At 70.2% G+C, this 21,582-nt stretch carries 21 protein-coding genes; 6 read left to right on the top strand and 15 right to left on the bottom strand.

The window, feature by feature from the left end:
- Positions 1–177 precede the first annotated feature (177 nt).
- Positions 178–2,628, top strand: coding sequence for a CHAT domain-containing protein (locus CSX12_RS00685; protein WP_124894497.1), 2,451 nt, complete (start codon positions 178–180; stop codon positions 2,626–2,628).
- Between the two features lie 246 nt (positions 2,629–2,874).
- Here the strand turns inward: CSX12_RS00685 and CSX12_RS00680 are convergent, their stop codons facing one another.
- The 5 genes from CSX12_RS00680 to CSX12_RS00660 form a co-directional block, all read right to left on the bottom strand.
- Positions 2,875–3,651 (bottom strand): DeoR/GlpR family DNA-binding transcription regulator, encoded by a 777-nt coding sequence (locus tag CSX12_RS00680; protein WP_017201314.1) that lies wholly within the window; start codon positions 3,649–3,651, stop codon positions 2,875–2,877.
- Between the two features lie 88 nt (positions 3,652–3,739).
- On the bottom strand, positions 3,740–4,579 hold the full coding sequence (locus CSX12_RS00675; protein ID WP_124894496.1) for a class II fructose-bisphosphate aldolase: 840 nt from the start codon (positions 4,577–4,579) through the stop codon (positions 3,740–3,742).
- Positions 4,576–5,520: a 1-phosphofructokinase family hexose kinase gene (locus tag CSX12_RS00670; protein ID WP_124894495.1), complete on the bottom strand. Its 945-nt coding sequence runs from the start codon at positions 5,518–5,520 to the stop codon at positions 4,576–4,578. The genes CSX12_RS00675 and CSX12_RS00670 overlap by 4 nt, the downstream gene beginning before the upstream one ends.
- Complete coding sequence (locus tag CSX12_RS00665; RefSeq protein WP_206427114.1) at positions 5,517–6,509, bottom strand: ROK family protein; 993 nt, start codon at positions 6,507–6,509, stop codon at positions 5,517–5,519. Before CSX12_RS00665 ends, CSX12_RS00670 begins: the two co-directional genes overlap by 4 nt.
- Positions 6,510–6,533: 24 nt before the next feature.
- The gene (locus CSX12_RS00660) at positions 6,534–7,430 is read right to left on the bottom strand and encodes a sugar isomerase (protein WP_124894494.1); all 897 of its coding nucleotides are present in this window, start codon (positions 7,428–7,430) and stop codon (positions 6,534–6,536) included.
- Between the two features lie 64 nt (positions 7,431–7,494).
- On the opposite strand from CSX12_RS00660, the gene CSX12_RS18410 reads away from it, so the two are divergent.
- The 4 genes from CSX12_RS18410 (at position 7,495) to CSX12_RS00645 (ending at position 10,936) form a co-directional block, all read left to right on the top strand.
- On the top strand, positions 7,495–7,671 hold the full coding sequence (locus CSX12_RS18410) for a hypothetical protein (RefSeq protein WP_164479510.1): 177 nt from the start codon (positions 7,495–7,497) through the stop codon (positions 7,669–7,671).
- Between the two features lie 85 nt (positions 7,672–7,756).
- Positions 7,757–9,001: an extracellular solute-binding protein gene (locus CSX12_RS00655; protein ID WP_124894493.1), complete on the top strand. Its 1,245-nt coding sequence runs from the start codon at positions 7,757–7,759 to the stop codon at positions 8,999–9,001.
- 31 nt (positions 9,002–9,032) lie between these two features.
- On the top strand, positions 9,033–10,004 hold the full coding sequence (locus CSX12_RS00650; protein WP_124894492.1) for a sugar ABC transporter permease: 972 nt from the start codon (positions 9,033–9,035) through the stop codon (positions 10,002–10,004).
- 2 nt (positions 10,005–10,006) lie between these two features.
- Entirely contained in the window at positions 10,007–10,936 is a 930-nt protein-coding gene (locus CSX12_RS00645; RefSeq protein ID WP_206427113.1) for a carbohydrate ABC transporter permease, read from the top strand.
- Positions 10,937–11,190: 254 nt separating this feature from the next.
- Here the strand turns inward: CSX12_RS00645 and CSX12_RS00640 are convergent, their stop codons facing one another.
- Positions 11,191–12,351, bottom strand: coding sequence for an ROK family protein (locus tag CSX12_RS00640; RefSeq protein ID WP_241160524.1), 1,161 nt, complete (start codon positions 12,349–12,351; stop codon positions 11,191–11,193).
- A 162-nt stretch (positions 12,352–12,513) separates the two neighbouring features.
- Entirely contained in the window at positions 12,514–12,813 is a 300-nt protein-coding gene (locus tag CSX12_RS00635; protein WP_124894490.1) for a chorismate mutase, read from the bottom strand.
- A gap of 63 nt (positions 12,814–12,876) precedes the next feature.
- On the opposite strand from CSX12_RS00635, the gene CSX12_RS00630 reads away from it, so the two are divergent.
- A complete protein-coding gene (locus CSX12_RS00630; RefSeq protein ID WP_017201325.1) occupies positions 12,877–14,085 on the top strand; it encodes an AI-2E family transporter in 1,209 nt (402 codons plus the stop codon).
- A gap of 50 nt (positions 14,086–14,135) precedes the next feature.
- Here the strand turns inward: CSX12_RS00630 and CSX12_RS00625 are convergent, their stop codons facing one another.
- The 8 genes from CSX12_RS00625 to CSX12_RS00590 form a co-directional block, all read right to left on the bottom strand.
- Complete coding sequence (locus tag CSX12_RS00625; RefSeq protein ID WP_124894489.1) at positions 14,136–15,053, bottom strand: ABC transporter substrate-binding protein; 918 nt, start codon at positions 15,051–15,053, stop codon at positions 14,136–14,138.
- A 47-nt stretch (positions 15,054–15,100) separates the two neighbouring features.
- Positions 15,101–15,826, bottom strand: a complete 726-nt coding sequence (locus CSX12_RS00620) for an ABC transporter permease (RefSeq protein ID WP_124894488.1) — start codon at positions 15,824–15,826, stop codon at positions 15,101–15,103.
- Entirely contained in the window at positions 15,823–16,506 is a 684-nt protein-coding gene (locus CSX12_RS00615) for an ABC transporter permease subunit (RefSeq protein WP_017201328.1), read from the bottom strand. Before CSX12_RS00615 ends, CSX12_RS00620 begins: the two co-directional genes overlap by 4 nt.
- Entirely contained in the window at positions 16,503–17,375 is an 873-nt protein-coding gene (locus tag CSX12_RS00610; protein ID WP_017201329.1) for an ATP-binding cassette domain-containing protein, read from the bottom strand. The genes CSX12_RS00615 and CSX12_RS00610 overlap by 4 nt, the downstream gene beginning before the upstream one ends.
- Positions 17,376–17,417: 42 nt before the next feature.
- Positions 17,418–17,720, bottom strand: a complete 303-nt coding sequence (locus tag CSX12_RS00605) for a DUF427 domain-containing protein (protein WP_017201330.1) — start codon at positions 17,718–17,720, stop codon at positions 17,418–17,420.
- 138 nt (positions 17,721–17,858) lie between these two features.
- Complete coding sequence (locus CSX12_RS00600; protein ID WP_124894487.1) at positions 17,859–19,292, bottom strand: NAD(P)/FAD-dependent oxidoreductase; 1,434 nt, start codon at positions 19,290–19,292, stop codon at positions 17,859–17,861.
- Between the two features lie 224 nt (positions 19,293–19,516).
- On the bottom strand, positions 19,517–20,098 hold the full coding sequence (locus CSX12_RS00595) for a biotin transporter BioY (protein WP_124894486.1): 582 nt from the start codon (positions 20,096–20,098) through the stop codon (positions 19,517–19,519).
- A 78-nt stretch (positions 20,099–20,176) separates the two neighbouring features.
- A complete protein-coding gene (locus tag CSX12_RS00590; protein ID WP_124896769.1) occupies positions 20,177–21,523 on the bottom strand; it encodes an MFS transporter in 1,347 nt (448 codons plus the stop codon).
- Between the last annotated feature and the right edge of the window lie 59 nt (positions 21,524–21,582).

Genomic DNA, 21,582 nt, shown 5'->3' with positions numbered 1-21,582 from the left:
CCCGCCCTGGGAAACCTCCCTGGCGCGCGGATGGACGCCTGTCGGACGAATGCTCGGACGTCGGGGCTGCGCTCGACGTTTCGTCCGACATCCGTACTTCCGCCCGACATCCGCACGTCAGAAGCGGCCCGGCACCGCGCTCTTCCCTGAGACGCCCACGCACGGCATCCTGGACGGATGCCCCTGTCCGCGATCGAGCTGCACCGGCGCGGCGTCGAAGCGGCGAACGCGAGACGGTTCGCGCAGGCTCGGCGCGCCCTCGATGCGGCGGCCTCCCGCACCGATGACCCGGACCTGCGGGCGCGCATCGATGGGACCATCGCATACGTCCTCTCCCAACGCGGGGAACCCGGAGCGGCCGAGCAGCTGTGCCGGGAGGCGCTCGCCCGGAACGGCCTCCGCGACGAGACCATCGCCGTGCTCAGCGGACAGCTCGGCGCCCTTCTGCTCCACGGCGGGCGGCTGAGCGAAGCGGAGATCCTGCTCACGCGCGCGATCGACACCCTCACCGCGATCGGCGAGGAGAGCACCGAGCTCGCGAACTGCCTGATGAACAGGTCGGTCGTGCGGATGCAGCAGCGGGAACTGGAGACCTGCGTCGCGGATCTGCGGCGCGCGGTGGCCGTGTACGAGGTGAACGAAGACGAGGGCTCACTCGCCGAAGCCCGACACAACCTCGGATACGCAGCGCTCCTCGGGGGCGATCTGGTGACCGCGCTCACGCTGATGACCCGCTCCCGCCCGGCCCTCGCCGCGACGAGCGACCTCGCCGCCGCCATCAGCGATCTCGACCGTGCCGAGGTGCTCCGAGACGCCGGCCTCACGACCGAGGCGGAGGCTCTGCTGGGTCGCGTCGCCACGCAGTTCGGCGCCCAGCGCATGCGACAGGCCAGAGGAGAGGCCGAGTTCCACCGGGCGCGCTCCCTCCTGCGACACGATCCGGAGGCCGCCGAGCGCGCCGCACGCACTGCTTCCCGTGTCTTCACGGCTCTCGGGAACCACGGATGGGCGGCGCGCGCCGACGCCGTCCGACTGGAGGCGCAGCAGCGCGCGCGCCCCCACCGGCCGATCGACTCCCTCGCCTTCGCCCGCACCGCGAAGGCCCTGGATCGCGGTGGCTTCCACACCGAGGCATCGGGATTGCGCCTGAGCGCCCGCCGCGACGGCAGCGGGCGGCTGCCGAAGATCGACGACTCCGCACCGACCCCGCTGCGCCTCCGCGCCCAGGAGGTGCGGGCTGCGCGGGCCGCTGCCGCCGGTCGCGACCGGGCTGCCCTGCATGCGGCGGCCGATGGACTCGACCTCCTGACCGCGTGGCAGCAGTCCTTCGGCGCGCTCGACCTGCAGGCGTCCGTGGCGATGCACGGCAGCGACCTGATGTTCACCGGACTCGCCTCCGCCGCCCGGCTGAGGGATCCCGCCTTGCTGTTCGAGTGGTCGGAGCGAGCGCGGCACCTCAGTCAGCAGGTCGCGCCGGTGCGCCCCCCGCACGATGACGCTCTCGCGGAGGATCTGGCCGAGCTCCGGATGCTGCGCGCCGAACTGGCCGGAGCGGACTGGACCACCGACGCCCGAGTGCGGACGCTGCGTGACCGGGTGCGCGAACGGCAGTGGTCGACGACCGGAGCCGGGAGCACCAGGGAACGTCTCGGACTCGCGGAGGCGATGGCGCTGCTGGATCCCGGCACCGCGGTGCTGTCGTACGTGTTCACCGGTACCGCGCTCCACGCCGTCGTGGTGACGGAGTCAGGCGCGTCGATCGTCGATCTCTCCTGGGCGCGCGTGCGGAGCGCCCTCGACGGACTCCGGGCCGACCTCGACATGGCCGCCCTGACGCGGGGTGGCGTGATGGGGGAGGTCACCGCGCGCGCCCTCGGTGCACGGCTCGCCGTCCTCGACTCCGAGCTCCTCGCCCCGGCGTTGCGGGCGGCCCCCTCGATGACACGCCTGGCGCTCACGGTCCCCGGGGCCCTCGGCGGCGTGCCGTGGGCGATGCTGCCCGGCATGAGCGGCATCCCCTTCACGCTCGCCACCTCGGCGTCCCGGCTGCTCGGGGGCGCCCCGCGCTCGCCGGCGGGTCCGCTGCGCATCGGCTTCGCGGCCGGGCCCCGCGTCCCCCGCGCAGCGGACGAGGTCGAGGGCGGCGCGAGCGCCTGGCGCGCAGCGGACCGGACGCCCCGCAGCCTCCTGTCCGCGGACGCGACGGTCGCCGCCGTCACCGCACTCGCCGCCGAGACGGATCTGCTGCACATCGCCGCGCACGGCAGGCACGCGGTGGACAACCCGCTGTTCTCCGGATTCGAGCTCGCCGACGGGATCCTCTTCGGCTACGACGTCGACCTCATCCCGCGCGTTCCGGCGACGGTGATCCTGTCGGCCTGCGAGCTCGGGCGCTCCTCCGTACGCTGGGGCGAGGAAGCGCTGGGGATGACGCGCGTCTGGCTGCATGCGGGGGCGGAGTGCGTGATCGCCGCGCCCGTCGTGGTTCCCGACGACGTCGCCGGTGAGCTCCTCGCCGCCGTGCACACCGGTCTCGCCGAGGGCGCGGCACCGGCAGCGGCCCTCGCGAAGGCCGCCGCGGACACGGGCCTCAGCGCGCCCTTCCAATGCCACGGCGACGGGCTGTGAACTTTTTCTCCATTCGGTGTATCAGGGAGGATGCCCGGCGCTCCTGTTCTTCGGAAGGTGCCATGCGAAGGGCCTCGAAGGGAGAGGCGCGAGGGAGGCGCAGTCGAAGCTGGGGACGATCGCGTGCTGGGGAGCGCGGATCACGACACGGACACCATCTGCTCGGGGCGGTCGCGGCATGCGCGCGCGACACCCTCACAGGGCCTCGACGATCTGGGGACGTCGGGGCCCTTCGGGGTGTCCGCTTCAGGCGACGAGCACCTGGTAGCCCGCGCTGCGCAATGCCGTGAGGGCCGTCGGATCGGCGCCGGCGTCCGTGATCACGGTCGGGAAGAGCTCGACGCCGCCGACGGTGGAGAAGGCCTCGACACCGAGCTTGCTGCCGTCGGTGACGACGACGGCGCGTCGGGCGCGTTCGGCCATCATGCGGTTCACCGCGGCCTCGCGCTCATCCTGGGTGCTGGCACCGGCTGCGGCATCCATCCCGTTCACCCCGATGAACGCGATGTCGAGGCGCACGCCTCGCAGCAGCTGCTCGACGAAGGGGCCCACCAGCTCGTAGCTGCGTGAATGGATGACACCGCCGGTGACGACGACCTTGATGTCGGGGCGCGTGGCGAGCTGTGCGGCGATGTTGACGGCGTTCGTGACGACGGTGATGCCGCCGTTCGCCGCCAGGTCCTCCCGCGCGGCGAGGGCAGCCGCGATGGCCGTGGTGGTGGTGCCGCCGGAGAGCCCGACCACCATCCCTGGCGCCACGAGACCGGCCGCGGTCTGCGCGATGGTGGCCTTCTCGTGGGTGCGGAGGTGGCTCTTGTAGCGGATGGGCAGCTCGTAGGCGACGGTCTGCGCCACCGCTCCGCCGTGCGTGCGTGTGAGGAGGCGCTGTTCGGCGAGGCTGTCGAGGTCGCGGCGCGTGGTCGCGGGGGAGGCGCCGAACTGCTCGACCAGCTCCTCAACCGAGACCTCGCCGTTCGCCGCCAGCAGGTCGAGGATGGCGTTGAGTCGTGCCGCGCGCTTCATCGGCTTCCTCCTCCGCTGCCGTCGCAGTTTCGCCGCGAGGTCGCAGCCGTGGTCGGGATCCCTGCGACCCGGGTGCGGATCTGCGCGGTCATGAGACGAGGGCGAAGAGTCGGAGCAGGCGGGCGGCCTCCTGTGCGAGCGCCTCGCGCGCGGGGGCGAGGTACTTGCGCGAATCGACCAGCCCCTCGTCCGCCGCCAGCTTCTCGCGGACGGCGCGTGTGAAGAACCCGTTCAGGTGCGTGGAGACGTTGATCTTCGTCATGCCCGCCCGCACCGCATCCGCGATGACCTCGTCCGCGACGCCGGAGGATCCGTGCAGCACGAGCGGGACGGGCAGGGTCTGGTGCAGCCGCCGGATCAGGTCGAGATCCAGGGAGGCCGTGCGATCGGTCATCGCGTGCGAGGAGCCGACCGCGACGGCCAGCGCGTCGACGCCGGTGGCCGCGACGAACTGCCGCGCCTCGTCGGGGTCCGTGCGCACTCCGGGCGCGTGCGCTCCGTCCTTACCGCCCACTTCGCCGAGCTCCCCCTCGACGTACACCCCTGCCGCATGGGCGCGCTCGACCACCGCAGCCGTCAGGGCGACGTTCTCGTCATAGGGAAGCGCCCCGCCGTCGAACATGACCGACCCGAAGCCCAACGCGACGGCCTCGTCCACCAGCTCAGGCCGCTCCGCATGATCGAGGTGCACCGCGACGGGGGTCTCCGCACGACGCGCGACGGCCAGCGTGGCCAGAGCGATCGGCTCGAGCCCCCCGTGATAGTCGGCGCAGTTCTGCGAGATCTGCAGGATGACCGGCAGCTGCGCGAGGGCGGCAGCGCGCACCAGCCCCTCCGCGGTCTCGAGATGGATCACGTTGAACGCGCCGATCCCGGTGCCGGCGGCGGATGCCGCGGAGACGAGGTCGCGAGCGGAGACGAGGGTCACGAGGGGTCCTTCCGGAATGAAGAGGGATCGGGATGCGAGACGCGGAGCTGCTGCTCGAGCTCGGTCCAGCGGGAGGAGATGTCGCCGGCGAGGGGGGTGAGCACCGCGGCGGCAGACCAGGCGGTGGCCAGGCGAAGGATCGACGCGGGGTCGCGGTCTCCCGCGGCGTACCGCACCGCGCAGGCCGCGACCCCCGCGTCGCCGGCACCGGTGGGGTTGCCGGCGAGCGGCTGATCGAGCCGTGCGTGCACGAGGTCGGCGGCGGTGACGGCGAGCATCCCGTCCGCTCCGAGCGAGAGCAGCACCAGTTCGGCGCCGCGGCCGATCAGGGAGCGGGCGCCCTCGACCGGATCCGCGATGCCGGTCGCCTCGACGAGCTCGGCCATGTTCGGCTTGAGGACCGTCGCTCCGGCATCCGCCGCGCGGAGGAGAGCGGGACCGGAGGTATCCACGATGACGGGGACGCCCGCGTCGCGCCCGACCCTGATCAGCAGGGGCAGCAGCGTCTCCGGCGCCCCGGGCGGGAGGCTGCCGGAGACGACGAGCACGCTCGCCGCGGCCAGCCGTTCCACGACCTCACCGATCAGCGCCGCCCACTCGAGATCGGTCGGGTTCGCCCCGCGCTCGTTGATGATGGTGGTGTCGCCGAGCGTCCGGTCGACGATCGCCACGCTCCGTCGGGTGTCTGCGGCGACCGGCACCAGCGCGTGCGGCACTCCGCTCGCGGCGAGTTCGGCGGCGAACTCCTCGCCCGCCCGACCGCCGGCGGTGGTGACGGCGAGGACGGCGGACCCCTGCGCGTGCGCCACGCGAGCGACGTTGAGGCCCTTGCCGCCGGCTCGGGCCGCTCCGGCATCCGCTCGGTGCGTGCCGCCTTCGATGAGACGGTCGACGTGCCAGGTGAGGTCGAGGGCGGGGTTCGGTGTCACGGTGAGGATCATGTGAGCTCCCTCGCGCGCAGGGCCGCACCGAGCAGGCCCGCGTTGCCGGAGAGCTGCGCCGGGACGAGGACCGGGATGCGGTGGAAGCTGAGCCGGGCGGCGAGCCGTGAGCGCAGCTCGTCGAACAGCGCGCCTCCGGCACGGGACAGTCCCCCGCCGATGACGACGGCCTGCGGCGCCACCACCGCCGTGAGCTGGGCCAGGGACATCGTGAGGGCGTCGAGCGCGGAGTTCCAGATCTCCGCGGCGACCTCGTCACCGGCCGCCGCCCTGGCGATAACGTCCTTCGCCCCTTCCGGGGTGATGCCGGTGGCCTCGCGGTAGCGACGCGCGATGGCTCCGGCCGATGCGACCGCCTCCAGGCAGCCGCGGGCGCCGCACGCGCAGACGGGGCTGTCCGCGATGGGCGAGTGCCCGATCTCACCGGCATAGCCGCCGGCCGTGTAGGGCACGCCGCCGACGAGGAGGGCGCCGGCGATACCGGTGCCGATCACGAGCACGACCGCGTCCGCGTAATCACGGGCGCCGCCGAGCCGGCGCTCGGCCCAGCTCGCGGCACGCACGTCGTGGTCGAACGCCACAGGGAGGCCGAGGCGTGCGGACGCGAGGTCGCGGAGCGGAGCGTCGTGCCAGCCGAGGTTGCTCGCGAAGATCCCGATCCCCGCGTCCGCATCCACGATTCCCGGCACGACGAGGCCGACCGCCTGCGGCACGACCGCCGGATGCGCAGTCCGCAGTTCCGCAGCGAGCACGTCGAGGCGCTCGAGCAGCGCCTGCGTGCGATCGCCCTCCACGATCGGGGTGGGTGTGCGGCGCAGACCGAGCGCCGTGCCATCCGCGTCGAACAGCGCGGACTTGATGTCGGTGCCGCCCACGTCGAAGGCCAGCACGGGGGCACCGGGCCCGAGGGCGCGCACAGCGGCGAGCCGCTCCCCCGCGGCGTCGCGCTCGACGTCGGGGACGTTGCCCGCCCCGTCAGCTCCGGTCATGATCGGCTCCGGCGGGGGTTCGTGTCATGCATCCAGGATGACGGATCGCGTGAGGTTGCGCGGCTGGTCGGGGTCGAGGCCCCGGGCGATGGCGCGGTCGAGGGCCGTGCGGTGCAGGCGCACGAGGTCGGCGAGCGGGTCGATGGCGCGCTGCTCGAACCGGGCGCCGGTGGCCTCGACCTGCGCCGAGAGTCCTTCCGGAGCTTCGCCGAACTGCCAGGTCACCCGACCGGGAGCGGCGATCGCGATCGGGCCGTGGCGGTAGTCCATCGAGGGGTAGGCCTCTGTCCACGACTGCGACGACTCGCGCAGCTTGAGGGCGGCCTCGTGGGCGAGTCCGATCGTCCAGCCGCGACCGAGGAAGGTGTACTGGTCGGCATCGCGCAGCCCCTCGTCGCCGGGCTCGACCAGCACGGCCTCGGCGTCGGCGATCGCGGCGTCCAGGTTCTCGCCGAGGGAGGCGCGGAACAGGGCGAGCGCCGTGGTGGCGAAGCGAGTCTGCACCACGGACTTCTCGTCGGCGAAGGGCAGCAGCACGGCTTCGTCCACGAGCGAGACGAGCGGGGACTCGGGGTCGCCGATCACGCCGACGGTCGGGATGCGTCCCTTGATGCGCTCGACGAGCTCGAGGACCTCGGTGGTCGTGCCGGAGCGGGTGAGCGCGACGACGGCGTCGTAGCCGCGATCGATGAAGGCCTCGGATGCGGCGAAAGCGTCGGTCTCGCCCTGACCGGAGGTCTCTCGCAGCGCCGCATACGACTGGGCCATGAACCACGAGGTGCCGCAGCCGACGACCGCGATGCGCGCGCCGGACGCGGGAAGCCGCTTCTGCTCAGCCGTCAGATCGGCGGCCCTGGCCCACATGGCGGGCTGGGAGTGGAGTTCTTCGCGCATGTGCGCGCCGGGCAGCGATTCGGTCATGGAACGGCCTTTCGAGCGATATGTTGCATACTTGTGATCGTTTGATGCCGGTTTCGATCATACTATGGCGCATAAGAACAGCAACCTCAGGATCTTCTTGATTTTGTTTGTTCTCCTGACAAATAATCGGACAAGTTCCACCGCCTCGACGCCGGTCCTGATCGTCGCCGAGAACCCGAGCCTCGGCTTGAACGATCGCGGCTGCCACCCGGCGAAGCGATCACCACGCACCGTCGCGTGATGTGCTTGCGACTGTGCACCACACCCCCCTCCGAAGCGGCCCCGCCGCCGCGGAGTGGTCACTCACAGTGAGGAATGCAATACACATGAAGAAGTCACTGCGGTTCGGTGCCGCCGCCATCGCGGCCGTCGCCACGCTCTCGCTCGCTTCGTGCGGGTTCGGCGGATCGTCCGGCGACAGCGGAGGCGAGGAGGGATCCACCACCCTCGACCTGCTCGTCCCCAGCTACTCCGACGGCACCAAGGCCAACTGGGAGACCGTCATCGACGGGTTCGAGAAGGCCAACCCCGACATCAAGGTCGAGCTCGAGGTGCAGTCCTGGGACAACCTCGAGAAGGTCGTCTCCACCAAGATCCAGGCGAACGAGGCACCGGACATCTACAACGGCGGCCCGTTCGCCGGCTTCGTGGGCGACGAGCTCCTGTACCCGACGAAGGACGTCGTCTCCGACGACACCTACTCCGACTTCCAGGAGTCGTTCCTGAAGAACGCCGAGGTCGACGGCACCGCCTATGCGCTGCCCCTCATCGCCTCTGCGCGTGCCCTGTTCGTCAACAACGCCCTGCTCGACCAGGCGGGTGTCGAAGCGCCGACCGACTGGGACTCGCTGCTCGACGCCGCGACCAAGGTGTCGGCGCTCGGCGGTGGCGTCGCGGGTTACGGCATGCCGCTCGGCTCCGAAGAGGCGCAGGCCGAGGCAGCCGTCTGGCTGTGGGGCGGGGGCGGCTCCTTCGGCGACGCGTCGGAGATCACGATCGACACCCCGGAGAACCTCGTCGGCGCCGAGCAGATCAAGAAGATGATCGACGCCGGTGCGACGCAGGCAGACCCCGGCTCGACGCAGCGCTCCCCGCTGATGGACATCTTCATCCAGGGCAAGATCGGCATGCAGGTCGGCCTGCCGCCGACGGTCGGACAGATCGCCGACAACAACCCCGACCTGGACTACTCCATCGTCCCGATCCCCACGAAGGACGGCTCGCCCTTCACGCTCGGCGTCATGGACCAGCTGATGGCGTTCCAGAACGACGACGACAAGAAGGAGGCGATCACGAAGTTCTTCGACTACTACTACTCGCCCGACGTGTACGTCCCGTGGGTGCGGGCCGAGGGCTTCCTCCCGGTCACCAAGTCCGGTGCCGAGCAGCTCTCCGGCGAGGAGGCTCTCAAGCCGTTCCTCGACGTGCTGCCCGACGCCCAGTTCTACCCGTCGACGAACCCGAAGTGGTCGGCCGCCGACGGTGCGTTCAAGTCCCTGTTCGGACAGCTGCAGTCGAAGCCGGCACAGGATGTGCTGACCGAGATCCAGTCGCAGGTCGACGCGGGCTGAGCCCGCTGATCGGAGAGGTTCGGGTACCCGAATGAGCCAGAAGACAGAGTCCTCGAACCTCGCGGGGGCGGCGGACAGCCGCCCCCGCACCCCGAAGACCCCGGATGCCCCGCGCGGCAGGCCCGGGGGAAAGGATCTGCTCCAGGCGCTGCCCTGGATCGCACCGGCCCTGCTGCTCATCATCGGCGTCGTGCTGTTCCCCGCCGGCGTGATGTTCTTCAACTCGACGCGCGACATCTCGCTGTCGGGCCTCGACAAGGGCTCGGTCGGCTTCGACAACTTCGCCACCGTGTTCGCCTTCGCCGAGTTCTGGCCGATCTTCTTCCGCACGATCGTCTGGGTGGTCTCGGTCGTCGCGCTCACCGTCGTCATCTCGCTCGGGCTGGCGCAGATCCTGAACAAGGCCTTCCCGGGCAGGCAGCTCGTCCGCATGGCCGTGATCGTGCCGTGGGCCGCGTCCGTCGTGATGACGACCATGGTGTTCTACTACAGCCTCGAGCCCTACTTCGGGATCTTCAACAAGTTCCTCTACGACATCGGACTGTCGGATGACGCCGTCGGCTACGGATGGACCAAGAACCCCACCACGGCGTTCATCTGGTCGATCGTGATCGCGATCTTCGTCTCACTTCCGTTCACGACGTACACGATCCTCGCCGGGCTCCAGTCGGTTCCGGCCGACGCGATCGAGGCCGCGAAGATGGACGGCGCCGGGCCCGCCCGCACCTACTGGTCCATCGTGCTGCCGCAGCTGCGGAGCGCCTTGGCGGTGGCGATCCTCATCAACATCATCAACGTGTTCAACTCGCTGCCGATCCTGAAGGTGATGACCGGATCGATCCCCGGCTACGGCGCCGACACGATCATGACCCTGATCTTCAAGTACATCGAGCTGCAGAAGAAGGTGGATGTCGCCAGCGCCCTGTCGGTGGTCGCGTTCCTCATCGTCATCGTGATCGTCGCGGCGTACGTGAAGATCGTCAAGCCCATGAAGGAGGTCTGATCATGACCGTGACCGAGACCGAGCTCGTGACCACGACGGGAGGCCGCGGCCGCCGCGCCACACCTCCGGCTCCCGGACGCAAGCGCCGCTACACGGAAGACCAGGTGACGCTGCCTCGCGTGATCCTGCGCACCGTCGCCGGGTTCCTCGTGCTCGCCATCTTCGTGCTGCCGTACCTCATCATGTTCTTCGGCTCCGTGAAGACGAAGTCGCAGATCCGCTCGGTCGACCCGACGTACTTCCCCATCGAGTGGCACTGGGAGAACTACATCTCGATGTGGTCGACGCCCGAGACGCCGCTGCCGTACAACCTGATCTCGACGATCATCATCGCCGTGTTCGCGACGCTGCTCGTGCTGCTCGTGTCGCTGCCGGCGGCGTACTACACGGCGAGATTCAAGTTCCCGGGGCGCATGGTGTTCCTGTTCCTCGTGATCGTCACGCAGATGCTGCAGCCCGCCGTTCTCACCTCGGGCCTGTTCCGACAGTTCACGACGCTCGGCCTCGGCGACACGTGGGCGGCGATGATCTTCATCAACGCCGCGTTCAACCTGTCGTTCGCGGTCTGGATCATGCACTCCTTCTTCGCCGGCATTCCGAAGGAGATCGACGAAGCGGCGCAGATCGACGGCGCCGGACGCTTCACCGTGCTGTTCAAGATCAACCTTCCGCTCGTGTGGCCCGGCATCGTCACCGCGATCGTGTTCACGTTCGTGGCCTGCTGGAACGAGTTCGCAGCCTCGCTCGTGATCCTGTCGACCGACAAGAATCAGCCGCTGTCGGTCGCCCTGACCAAGTTCGTCGGGCAGTACGAGACGAGCTGGCAGTACGTGTTCGGCGTGTCGATCGTCGCGATCCTGCCCGTGGTCATCCTGTTCATGCTCATCGAGAAGCGCCTCGTCGGCGGACTCACGGCAGGCAGCGTCAAGTAGGTTCGGCGCCCGCCGCCGGGGTCCCGCCCGGGTCCCGCCCGTCGGGACACCGCCTGCCGGGACACCGCCCGTCGGGACACCTGTCGGACGGATGCACGGATGCCGGGACACCTGTCGGACGGATGGACGGATGCCGGAGGGAAACCCGGCATCCCGCCCGACATCCGTCCGCCGGCCCGACATCCGTCCGCCGGTCCGAGCCGCCCGCCCGACATCCGTCCGCGGACCTGCGCGGGCACGCGGCGGCTCGGGCCTCAGGACGGGGACGCGGCGCGCAGCTGCTGCGGATTCCAGCGCACACCGAGGGTCGCGGTGAGCGCGGCCTGGGCGGCGCCTGCGGAGAGCGAGACCCGGGGGTCGGCGTAGCGGACGGGGACCTGCGCCGTCCCCCGCGCCGGGTACTCGGTCTCGCGGCGCACCCTCTCGAGGAACCGCGGACCGAGCTGGGCGGCCGGACCGCCGATGACCACCTCGGTGGGATCGAGCAGGGCCGCGATGAGCTTGATGGCACGGGCCAGGGCGCGCGCCCCCTCGTCGATCTGCGCCTGATCCGCCCGCGCGACGAGTTCCGCGATCGCCGCGGGGTCGAGCGCATCGGAGAACTCCTCCCCGAGCATGGCGCCCATCGCGGCGGCGGATTCCAGGCAGCCGCGTTGTCCGCAGCGGCAGGCGCGAGCGGCCTCACCGAAGACGACCTGGACGTGTCCGATCTCGCCGGCGCGGTCCCGCGGACCGGGGGCGAGTTCGCCGTCGAGCGTGACGGCCGCCCCGACGCCCCCGCCCAGGTGGATGAAGAGGCGGTATCCGGACGGCGACTCGTCCATCCCGGCCTCCGCGATGGCCTCCGCGTCGACGTCGTTCACGAGCAGCACCGGGGCGTCGACGATCTGCTCGAGCCGCTCGGCGAGAGGCACGTCTTGCCACCGCAGCTGCACGCTCTCGAGCACCGACCGCCCGTCGGTGGTTCCCGGCAGCTGCACTCCGACCGCGAGCAGGCGTCCGCGGAACTCGGCGGCCACCTCCGCGACGGCCTCGTCGAGGAGGCGGTCGCGCTCCGCAGGGCTGTAGCTCACCTCGCGGGTCTCCACCTCGGAGCCGTCGAGCGCCACCAGGGCGATGTCCGCGTGGAGAGGCTGGATCACCAGCACGAGGATCAGGTGGTGACTCGCATCGATGCTGAGGGTCGTGGCCCGTTTCCCGCCGGTGCTCGCGGCCTGCTCTCCCTCGACGACCAGGCGGGTGTCGATCAGCTCCGCGACGAGGGAGGATGCCGTCGCGGCGGTCAGCCCGGTGGAGCGCGCGATGCCGGCCCTCGTCTGTGTGCCGGGGTTTCGGAACACGAGCTGCAGCGCCCGCCGCAGGTTCGCACGCCGAACCGACGCCTGCGTATCGAGGCCGTCATCCGTGTTGATCATGCGTTCCCGTTCCAGAGCCATCCGTCGCGAGTTGTTGACAGATCGTCAGACGATCCGTAGTCTCTCCCTAAGTTTATTCATTGAACTTAGTTGGCCTTCTCGGCCTCTCACAGCTCCGGACGGGCGAGTGCTGCACACACCGTCGCCCGTCCGGCACCTCTTTCAGCGGCTCTCGGCCGCCTCCGTGTGGTGGCGGATCACCTCAGCCACCACGAAGTTGAACCACTTCTCCGCGAACTCCGGGTCGAGATGCGCCTCCTCCGCGAGTGCGCGGAGCCGCGCGACCTGCTGCTCCTCCCGATTCGGATCGGATGCCGGCATCTGGTGCTCGGCCTTCAGGTGCCCGACCTGCTGGGTCGCGCGGAAGCGCTCGGCCAGCATGAAGATCAGTGCGGCGTCGATGTTGTCGATGGTGGCGCGAAGTCGGAGCAGTTCGGCCTTCGGGTCCTCGGCGGCGGTCATGCCCCCTACTCTAGAGCCGCATCAGACCCTGGTTTCGCTCCGCTTCCCCGCTATCGTGAGCACATGAGCAACGACGAGTCGCCCTCTCCCGCGTCCCACGACGACGCTGCCGCGGAGCCGCACCTCGAGCAGACGCCCGCACCGGGTGGAGAGGCCCCGACGCTCACCGAGACCGTCCCCGCGGCCGCCGAGCCCGTCGATCCGCCGACACCGAGCCGGTCGATCTGGACGCGCATCGACCGTCCCTTCGTGTTCGGCTTCCTCCTGACGCTCGGCGGTCTGGGCGCCATCGTCATCGGCCTCGCGATCTCGAGCCTGTCGACCGTCCTGATCTACATCGCCCTCGCCCTCTTCGGCGCGCTCGGCCTCGACCCCGCCGTGCGGTTCCTGGAGCGCCGCGGCCTGTCCCGGGCGATCGCGGTCGTCATCACGATCCTCGCGCTGATCGTCGTGTTCGCGCTCGTGCTGTGGATGGTCATCCCCATCGTGATCGACCAGATCACCAGCTTCGTGAAGTCGGTTCCCGGCATGATCCAGGACTTCACGAGAACCGATCTCTATGCGACGCTGAACGCCCAGTTCGGCGATCAGTTCCAGGATCTCGTCGGCGAGGTGCAGAAGTTCCTCTCCGACTTCGGCAATCTCGCCACGATCGGAGGCGGCGCCCTCGCTGTCGGCGCCTCGATCGCCACCGGCATCTCGGGCGCGATCGTCGTCCTCGTCCTCACCCTGTACTTCCTCGCGACCCTGCCCGCCATGAAGCAGGGCCTGCTCCGCCTGGCCCCTGCGCGCGACCGGGCTCGGGCCGCCGACATCTCGGAGCAGATCACCGACTCGGTCGGCGGCTACGTGATGGGCATGGTGATCCTGGCGTTCTGCAACGCGACGCTCGCACTCATCCTGTACACGGTGCTCGGGCTGCCGTTCCCGCCCCTCATGGCGACCATCGCGTTCTGCGTGACGCTGATCCCGCTCGTCGGATCCGTGCTGTTCTGGATCATCGGCACCGGCCTCGCCCTGTTCACGGATCCGATCGCGGCCCTCATCTTCGCGGCGATCTACCTGGTGTACATGCAGGTGGAGGCGTACGTGCTGACCCCGCGCGTGATGAACCGTGCGGTGGCGGTGCCCGGATCCCTCGTGGTCATCGGCGCCCTCGCCGGCGGTACCCTGCTCGGACTCCTCGGCGCCCTCGTCGCGGTGCCCGTGACCGCGTCCATCCTGATCATCATCAAGCAGGTCGTCGTTCCCAAGCAGGACGCCCGCCTCTGACGCACGAGCGCCCGGACCCTGAGGGGCCCGGGCGCTCGTGAGGGCGGAAGTCAGCTGAGGTCGTTGTCGGCCAGCCACTGCTCGGCGATGTCGCTCGCCGACTTCTGATCGACCGTGCTCTGCACGTTCAGGGCGACGAGCTCCTCGGCGGTCAGCTTGGCGCTGATCGCGTTGATCACGTCGGACACCTCGTCGGCCACGTCGCTCGAGACGATCGGCACGACGTTGGAGGCGAGGATGATGTTCTCCGGGTCCTCGAGCGCGACGATGTCCTCGGTCTGGAACGCCGGGTCGGCCGAGTAGATGTCGGCGACCTGGATCTCACCGGCCAGCAGCGACTCGAGCGTGGTCGGACCCGTCGCCGAGAAGCCGAGGTCGACGCCGTAGACCTCCTTCGCCTTGGCGGGGCCGTACGGACGCTGCTCGAACTCCGGCGCCGCACCGATCGTGACAGGGGTGGTGACCTTCGAGAGGTCTCCGATCGAGGTGAGGTCGTTCTCCTCGGCGAAGCTCTTCAGCACGGTGTACGTGTCCTGGTCGGAGGCCTCGGCGTAGTCGAGTGCGGTGAGCCCCTCGGGCAGCGCTTCCTTCAGCGCGGCGTAGACATCCTCGGGGCTCGTAGCGGTCGCGTCCTTGTCGAGGTACTCGAGCAGGTTGCCCGTGTACTCCGGGAACACGTCGATCGCGCCCGACTCGACATCCGGCATGTACGCGTCGCGCTGGCCGATGCTGAACTGCTCGTCGACGTCGAAGCCGGCGGCCTCGAGTGCCTGCGAGTAGATCTCGGCGATGATCTCGTTCGAGTAGTACGCCTGCGAGCCGATGACGATCGTGTCGCCGCCGCCGGAGCCCGAGTCCTCGGAGGGAGCGTCGAGCGGGTTGCTGCTGGCGCAGCCGCCGAGCGTGAGCGCCGCGACGAGCGAGACGCCGCCGGCGAGGGCGAGCCGTGACTTGCGTGCTGTGAACATGGGACTTCCTCTTCTCTGGGACAACGGGAGATGCTGTGGGTCGGTGGTCAGGCGGTGGCGGGAGCCGCCGCCTTGAGGGCGGATCGCGATCGACGCTTCTGCGGAGCGCTGCGGACTCCGGCGGAGACCACGGCATGCTGGACGATCGCGAGGAGCAGATCGACGATCAGGGCGAGGACGGCCACCAGGATGGCCCCGCCCAGCACCTGGTCGAACTTGCGCAGCGGAATGCCCTGGATGATCGGCTGGCCGAGACCGCCGAGGTTGATGTACGCCGCGATGGTGACCGTGGCGATCACCTGGAGGAGCGCCGCGCGGATGCCGCCGACGAGCAGCGGGAGCCCCAGCGGCACCTCGACCTTCCAGAACACCTGCCATTCGGTCATCCCCATGGCCCGTGCCGAGTCGAGGATGCGGCGGTCGATCGCCTCGAGTCCGGTGTACGCCCCGGCGAGGAGCGACGGGATGGCCAGGAGCACGAACGTGATGATCGCGGCCTCCGGGATGCGGAGCACGCCGAGCAGCAGCACGAGCAGCACCATGAGTCCGAACGAGGGGATCGCCCTGGCGGCGCCGGCGACCGCGACCGCGACTTCGCGCCCCTTGCCCGTGTGGCCGATGAGCCAGCCCAGCGGCACGGCGATCACCGCGGCGATCACGACCGAGACCAGGGTGAAGTACATGTGCTGGCCGAACAGGATGGGCAGCGCATAGGGCCCCACCCAGCGGTCCGGCGAGAAGAGCCACGCGAGGGCTTCGGTGAACACGTTCATGCGGCAGCCCTCACCGTCGCGGTCTGGCGGGCCGCCGCCGGGACCTTCGCCGCCCTGGTCCATGGCATCAGGGCGCGGCCGAGCAGCAGGAGCAGCAGATCGATCACGAGCGCGATGACCACCACCGCGACGACACCGGAGAAGACCTCCGCCAGGATGCGGCGCTGCAGACCGTTCGTGAACAGGTAGCCGAGGTTGTTGACCCCGACGAGGATCCCGACCGTGGCGAGGGAGATCGTGCTGACCGCCGCCACGCGGAGGCCGGCGAGCACGACCGGGCCGGCGAGCGGGAAGTCGACCGTCCAGAACCGGCGGAAACCGCCGTAGCCCATGGCGGTCGCCGACTGCCGGATGGCCGGGTCGACGGAGTCCAGCCCATCGGACACGGCCCGCACCAGGATCGCGATCGCGTAGATCGTGAGACCGATGATGAGGTTCGCCGGGCTGCGGGCGGGGTAGCCCGCGATGGAGGGCAGCAGGATCAGCAGCGCCAGGGACGGGATCGTGTAGAGCAGACCGGTCAGGACGATGACCGGTCCCTTCACGAGCTGATACCGCCACGCCACCCAGCCCAGCGGCAGCGAGAGGACGAAGCCGAGGACGATCGCGATCGCGCTCTGCTGCAGGTGGATCGCGGTCAGCTCGAGGATGAGCCCGAGGTTGTCGACGACCCAGTTCACGGAGCGCCCTTCGTCGCGCTCTCCTCGCTCAGGAGCGCGTCGGTCACGGAATCGGGCACGTCGACGATCGCACCCTGAGTGCGCCCCTCGGAGTCGACGACGACGGTTCCGCGCGGCGTCTGCTTCAGGTGCAGGGCACGGCGTCCGCGGTCGGCGCCGATGAACGCCGCCACGAAGTCGTCGGCCGGGTTCTCGATGATCTCGCTCGGGCTGCCCACCTGCACCACGCGGGCGCCCTTGTCGAGGATCACGACCTGGTCGCCGAGCAGGAACGCCTCGTCGATGTCGTGGGTGACGAAGACGACCGTCTTGTCGAGTTCGCGCTGGAGTCGCAGCGTCTCCTGCTGGAGGTCGGCCCGCACGATCGGGTCGACCGCGCCGAACGGCTCGTCCATCAGCAGGATGTTGGGATCCGCGGCGAGCCCGCGGGCCACGCCCACGCGCTGCTGCTGTCCGCCCGACAGCTGACTCGGGTAGCGCTCGGCGAGCGACTGGTCGAGCCCGACCGTGTCGAGCAGCGTACGGGCGCGCTTGTGGGCCTCTGCCTTCTTCACACCGGTCAGCCGCAGCACCGTCGCGACGTTGTCGAGCACGGTGAAGTGCGGCATCAGTCCGGAGTTCTGCATCACGTAGCCGATCCGACGACGCAAGGCGACCGGGTCTCCGCCGAGCACGCTCTCGCCGTCGATCTCGACCTCTCCCGAGGTGGGTTCGACCATGCGGTTGATCATGCGCAGCAGGGTCGTCTTGCCGCAGCCGGACGAGCCGACGAACACGGTGGTCTTGCGCGACGGCAGCACGAGGCTGAAGTCGTCGACGGCGAGGGTGCCGTCCGGGAACCGCTTCGTCACGTTGCGGAACTCGATCATGGGCTGGTCTCCAGTCGGTCGATCGATGCGAGGCGGGGGTGGCTAGGGGCCGACCTCGACGCGCGGATCGAAGGCCACGTAGCCCGAGAAGTCCTTGCCCACGCGATCGAACGCGGAGGGATAGGGATGCGGGTACGACCACGCGTAGTCCTCATGCAGTCCGCTGTCGGTCTGCACGGAGAAGTACTGCGCCTCGCCCTTCCACGGACAGGTGTACGGCGTGGGGCTCTCGACGAGCGTGTCCGGCGCGATGGACGCCGGCGGGAAGTACCAGTTCCCCTCGATGCGGACGAGGTCGCTCTCGTCGGCCTCGGCGATGACGGTTCCTGCGAGTACAGCCTTCATGGTCCTGCCTCCTCGGATGTGGGTAAGAGCGTATAAGACGGGTGCGACATCGGGGTGCGGGTTGCGCGAGAGGTCGTCAATGTGAGAAACAATCCCGATCCTGTTCGGCGCCGCCGCGCGAACGGATTGCCTCGATGATCACGCCGAGTCGCGGCCGTAGCCCTCCAGCAGCCGCAGCCAGATCTCGCTGATGGTCGGGTACGACGGCACCGCGTGCCACAGCCGGGCGATCGGCACCTCGCCGACGATCGCGATGGTCGCGGCCTGGACGAGCTCCGCGACCTCCGGTCCGACGAACGTGGCGCCGATCACGACGTCGCGGTCGGTGTCGACGACCAGGCGCGCCTGTCCGGCGAAGCTGTCCTCGTACAGGCTCGCGCCCGCGACCCAGCCCAGGTCGTAGTCGACCGCACGCACGGCGGTGCCGGCCTCCCGCGCGGCCGCCTCGGTGAGCCCGACGGATCCGACCTCGGGGATCGAGAACGTGACCTGCGGGACGGCGGCGTGGTCGGCTGTCGCGACGTGACGGCCCCACGGGGCGTCGTCGACGTCCTCGCCCTTCGCGCGTGCCGCGATGACGTCGCCCGCGGCCCGGCCCTGGTACTTGCCCTGGTGCGTCAGCAGCACGTGTCCGTTCACGTCGCCCACCGCGTAGAGCCACTCGGAACCGGGGACGCGGAGGGTGTCATCCGTCTCGATCCAGCGCCCGGGCTCCAGGCCGACGACCTCCAGGCCGATGTCGCCGCTGCGCGGAGAGCGCCCCGTGGCGACCAGCACCTCCGCCGCGACGATCTCGTCTCCGCCGTCGAGGGTGATCGTCACGCCGCTGTCGTCCCGCCGCACGGATGTCGTGCCCGTCGAGGTGCGCACGTCCACGCCGAGCTCCTTCAGCCCCGCGGCGACACGCTCCCCCGCGAAGGGCTCCATCCCGCCGAGCAGACCGCTGCGGGCGATCACCGTGACCGTCGAGCCGAGGGCGGCGTACGCGGTCGCCATCTCCACGGCCACCACGCCCCCGCCGATCACCGCCAGGCTCTCCGGGAGCTCCTCGGCGCTGGTGGCCTCGCGGCTCGTCCACGGCGCTGCCTCGCGCAGGCCGTCGATGGGCGGGATGACCGCGTCCGACCCGGTGCTGATCGCCACGGCGTGCCGCGCCCGGAGCACGCGCTCCCCGCCGTCGGCATCCGTCACGGTCACCTCGCGCTCGCCCGTGAGCCGACCGTGTCCGCGCGCCAGGTCGATGCCGGCCGAGTCGAGCCACTGCACCTGGCCGTCGTCGGACCAGTTGCTGGTGAAGGAGTCACGACGGTCGAACACCGCTCGCACGTCGAGCTTCCCTGTCACCGCCTGCGATGCTCCGGCGACGTGCTGTGCGGCCCGCAGCGCCTGCGCGGAGCGGAGCAGCGCCTTCGAGGGCATGCACGCCCAGTACGAGCATTCCCCTCCGACGAGCTCGCTCTCCACGATGATCGCCGTGAGTCCGCCCTGCACGGCGCGGTCGGCCACGTTCTCCCCGACCGGTCCTCCGCCCAGCACGATCAGGTCGTATTCGTCGGTCTTCTCCGCAGTCATCCGTCGCACCTCTCCGTTGGCCGGTTCCGTCTGCCGGTTCCGTGGCCAGTCTCGCTCATCAGCAACACCGAGTCACGGCCCACTTGTTCCCCGGACACGGAATCCCGTTCCGGCGCACGCCTGTCGGGCGGTTGTACGGATGTCGGGCCGGAGGGCATGATCCGGTCCGACATCCGTGAATCGGTCCGACAAGTGCCCGCACGGCGGGGCGGGAAGGGACGGGGTCAGGCGGGGACGGGGGTCGTCGGGATGCGGCGGTCGGGGAACGCGCGCGGGTAGGCGCGGCGGAGGGCGACGGCGACCAGGGTGGCCGCGGTGACCTTGATGAGGTCTCCGGGCAGGAAGGCGAGGCTCGACAGCGCGGTGAGGTCGATCGGCACGCCCGTCACGAGTGCCTGCACCGGGATGCCGAAGGCGTAGACGACCGCCACCCCGCCGACCAGGGCCGCGAGGGCCGTCCGCCACCAGGTGAAGCGGCCTGTGCGCATGAGCAGTCCGATCACGACGACCCCGACGATCCACCCGATCATGTACCCCACGGTCGGTCCCACGAAGACGCCGAGGCCGCCGCGACCGCCGGCGAGCACGGGAAGCCCCAGCGCCGCCAGGGCCAGCACGAGCGCGATCGACAGCGGCGCGATCCGCGTACCGAGGATCAGACCCGCCAGCATCACGCCGAGCGTCTGACCGGTGATCGGCACTCCCCCGGGGAGCGGGACGACGACGGTCCCGAGCACGATGATGAGGGCGGCGAACACGGCCACCCGGCCGAGTGTCGCAGAGGTGTCTCGGGGCGCAGCGGTCATGAGGATCCTTCCTGAACGATGTTCACCTGAACACCGTTCATCAGCGTAGGGACCGGTTGCCGACCGCGCAAATCCCGCTCAGCGGCCCGCGCCCACGCCGACCCTCGGGGCGAGGACCGCCGCGGCGAGCGCGAGCACCGCCGCGAGGACGAACACACCGAGGAACGGGTCGGCTGCCGCCAGGGCGGTGAACAGCACTCCGGTGACGGCGAGAGCCATCGCGCTGCCGAAGGAGTCGGCGACGGTCATGGCCGCGCTGTTGAAGCCCTGGGTCTCCGGCGTCGAGAGCGCCAGCGTGAGCGCACTGCTGCGCGGGCTCATCAGCCCCATGCCGGCTCCCGCCACGACCCACGCGGCCGCCGCCGTCCACGCCTCCCAGCCGAAGCCCGCGGTCGCGACCGTCAGCGCGATGCCGGCCAGCACGAGGATCGTGCCCCAGCGCACGGCCGCCACGCTCGACAGGCGCGCGCCCATCCGCCCCTGCACCGTCGCCGCGATGGACCAGGCGAGGGCGCCGCCGGTGAGGGAAAGCCCGGCGAGGGTGGGCGAGAGGTCGTAGCGATCCGTCAGCAGATACGGCAGGTACACCTGCGCGCCGAAGAACGCGGCAGCACCGAGCCCGCGGACGAGGATGACCGCAGGCAGCCCTCGCCGGGCGCGAAGCGTGCCTCGGGGGACGAGCGGTCGCACCGCGATGAGCGCGACGACCACGGCGACGACGGCCAGCCAGGGGCCGACTCCGGGGATGTCGCCGACCAGGTTCAGCGCGAGCACGGCGACAGCGGCGAGGACCGACCACCCGAGTCGACCGAGCGACCAGGGCGTCGTCGCATCCCCTCCGCCCGCCAATCCGCGGAGGGCCGGGATGACCATCAGCAGCGCCAGCAGCACCAGGACCACCACGCCGAGGAACACCCAGTGCCAACTCCACAGCTCCGTCACCGCTCCGGCGACCGTCGGCCCGATCAGCGAGGGGATGACCCACGCCGCAGCGAAGCCCGCGAAGATCGCCGGATGCAGTTCCTGCGGGTAGACGCGGGCGACGACAACGTAGAGTGCGACCATCAACCCACCGCTGCCGAGGCCCTGCGCGAACCGTCCGGCGACGAGGATCTCCATGCTCGGAGCGAGACCTGCGATCAGCAACCCGACGACGAAGATGCCGACCGCCGTGTACAGCGGAGCGACCGGACCGCGACGATCGGCCCAGTTCCCCGTGAAGACCATGCCGATGACCCCGGTCGCGAGCGGTCCGGCGAACGCGAGCGCGTACAGCCGCTCGCCCCCGAGGTCGGCGCTCACGGTCGGCATCACCGTGGTCACCGCGAGGGACTCGAACGCGCCGAGGAACACGAGCGCGCACGCGCCGATGGTGATCCAGACGTACTCGCTGCTGAGGATGCGCGGTGCGGCCGCGCCCGGCATCGATCCCTGCTCGGTCTCCGTGGTCATGGAGACGACGCTAGAACCTCAAGCGAGGTTGA

This window comes from Microbacterium sp. Y-01 (genome assembly GCF_003856715.1).
GTDB classification, from domain to species: domain Bacteria; phylum Actinomycetota; class Actinomycetes; order Actinomycetales; family Microbacteriaceae; genus Microbacterium; species Microbacterium algeriense.
The sequence above is the reverse complement of the archived record's forward strand: the minus strand, read 5'-3'. Positions and strand labels throughout refer to the sequence as shown.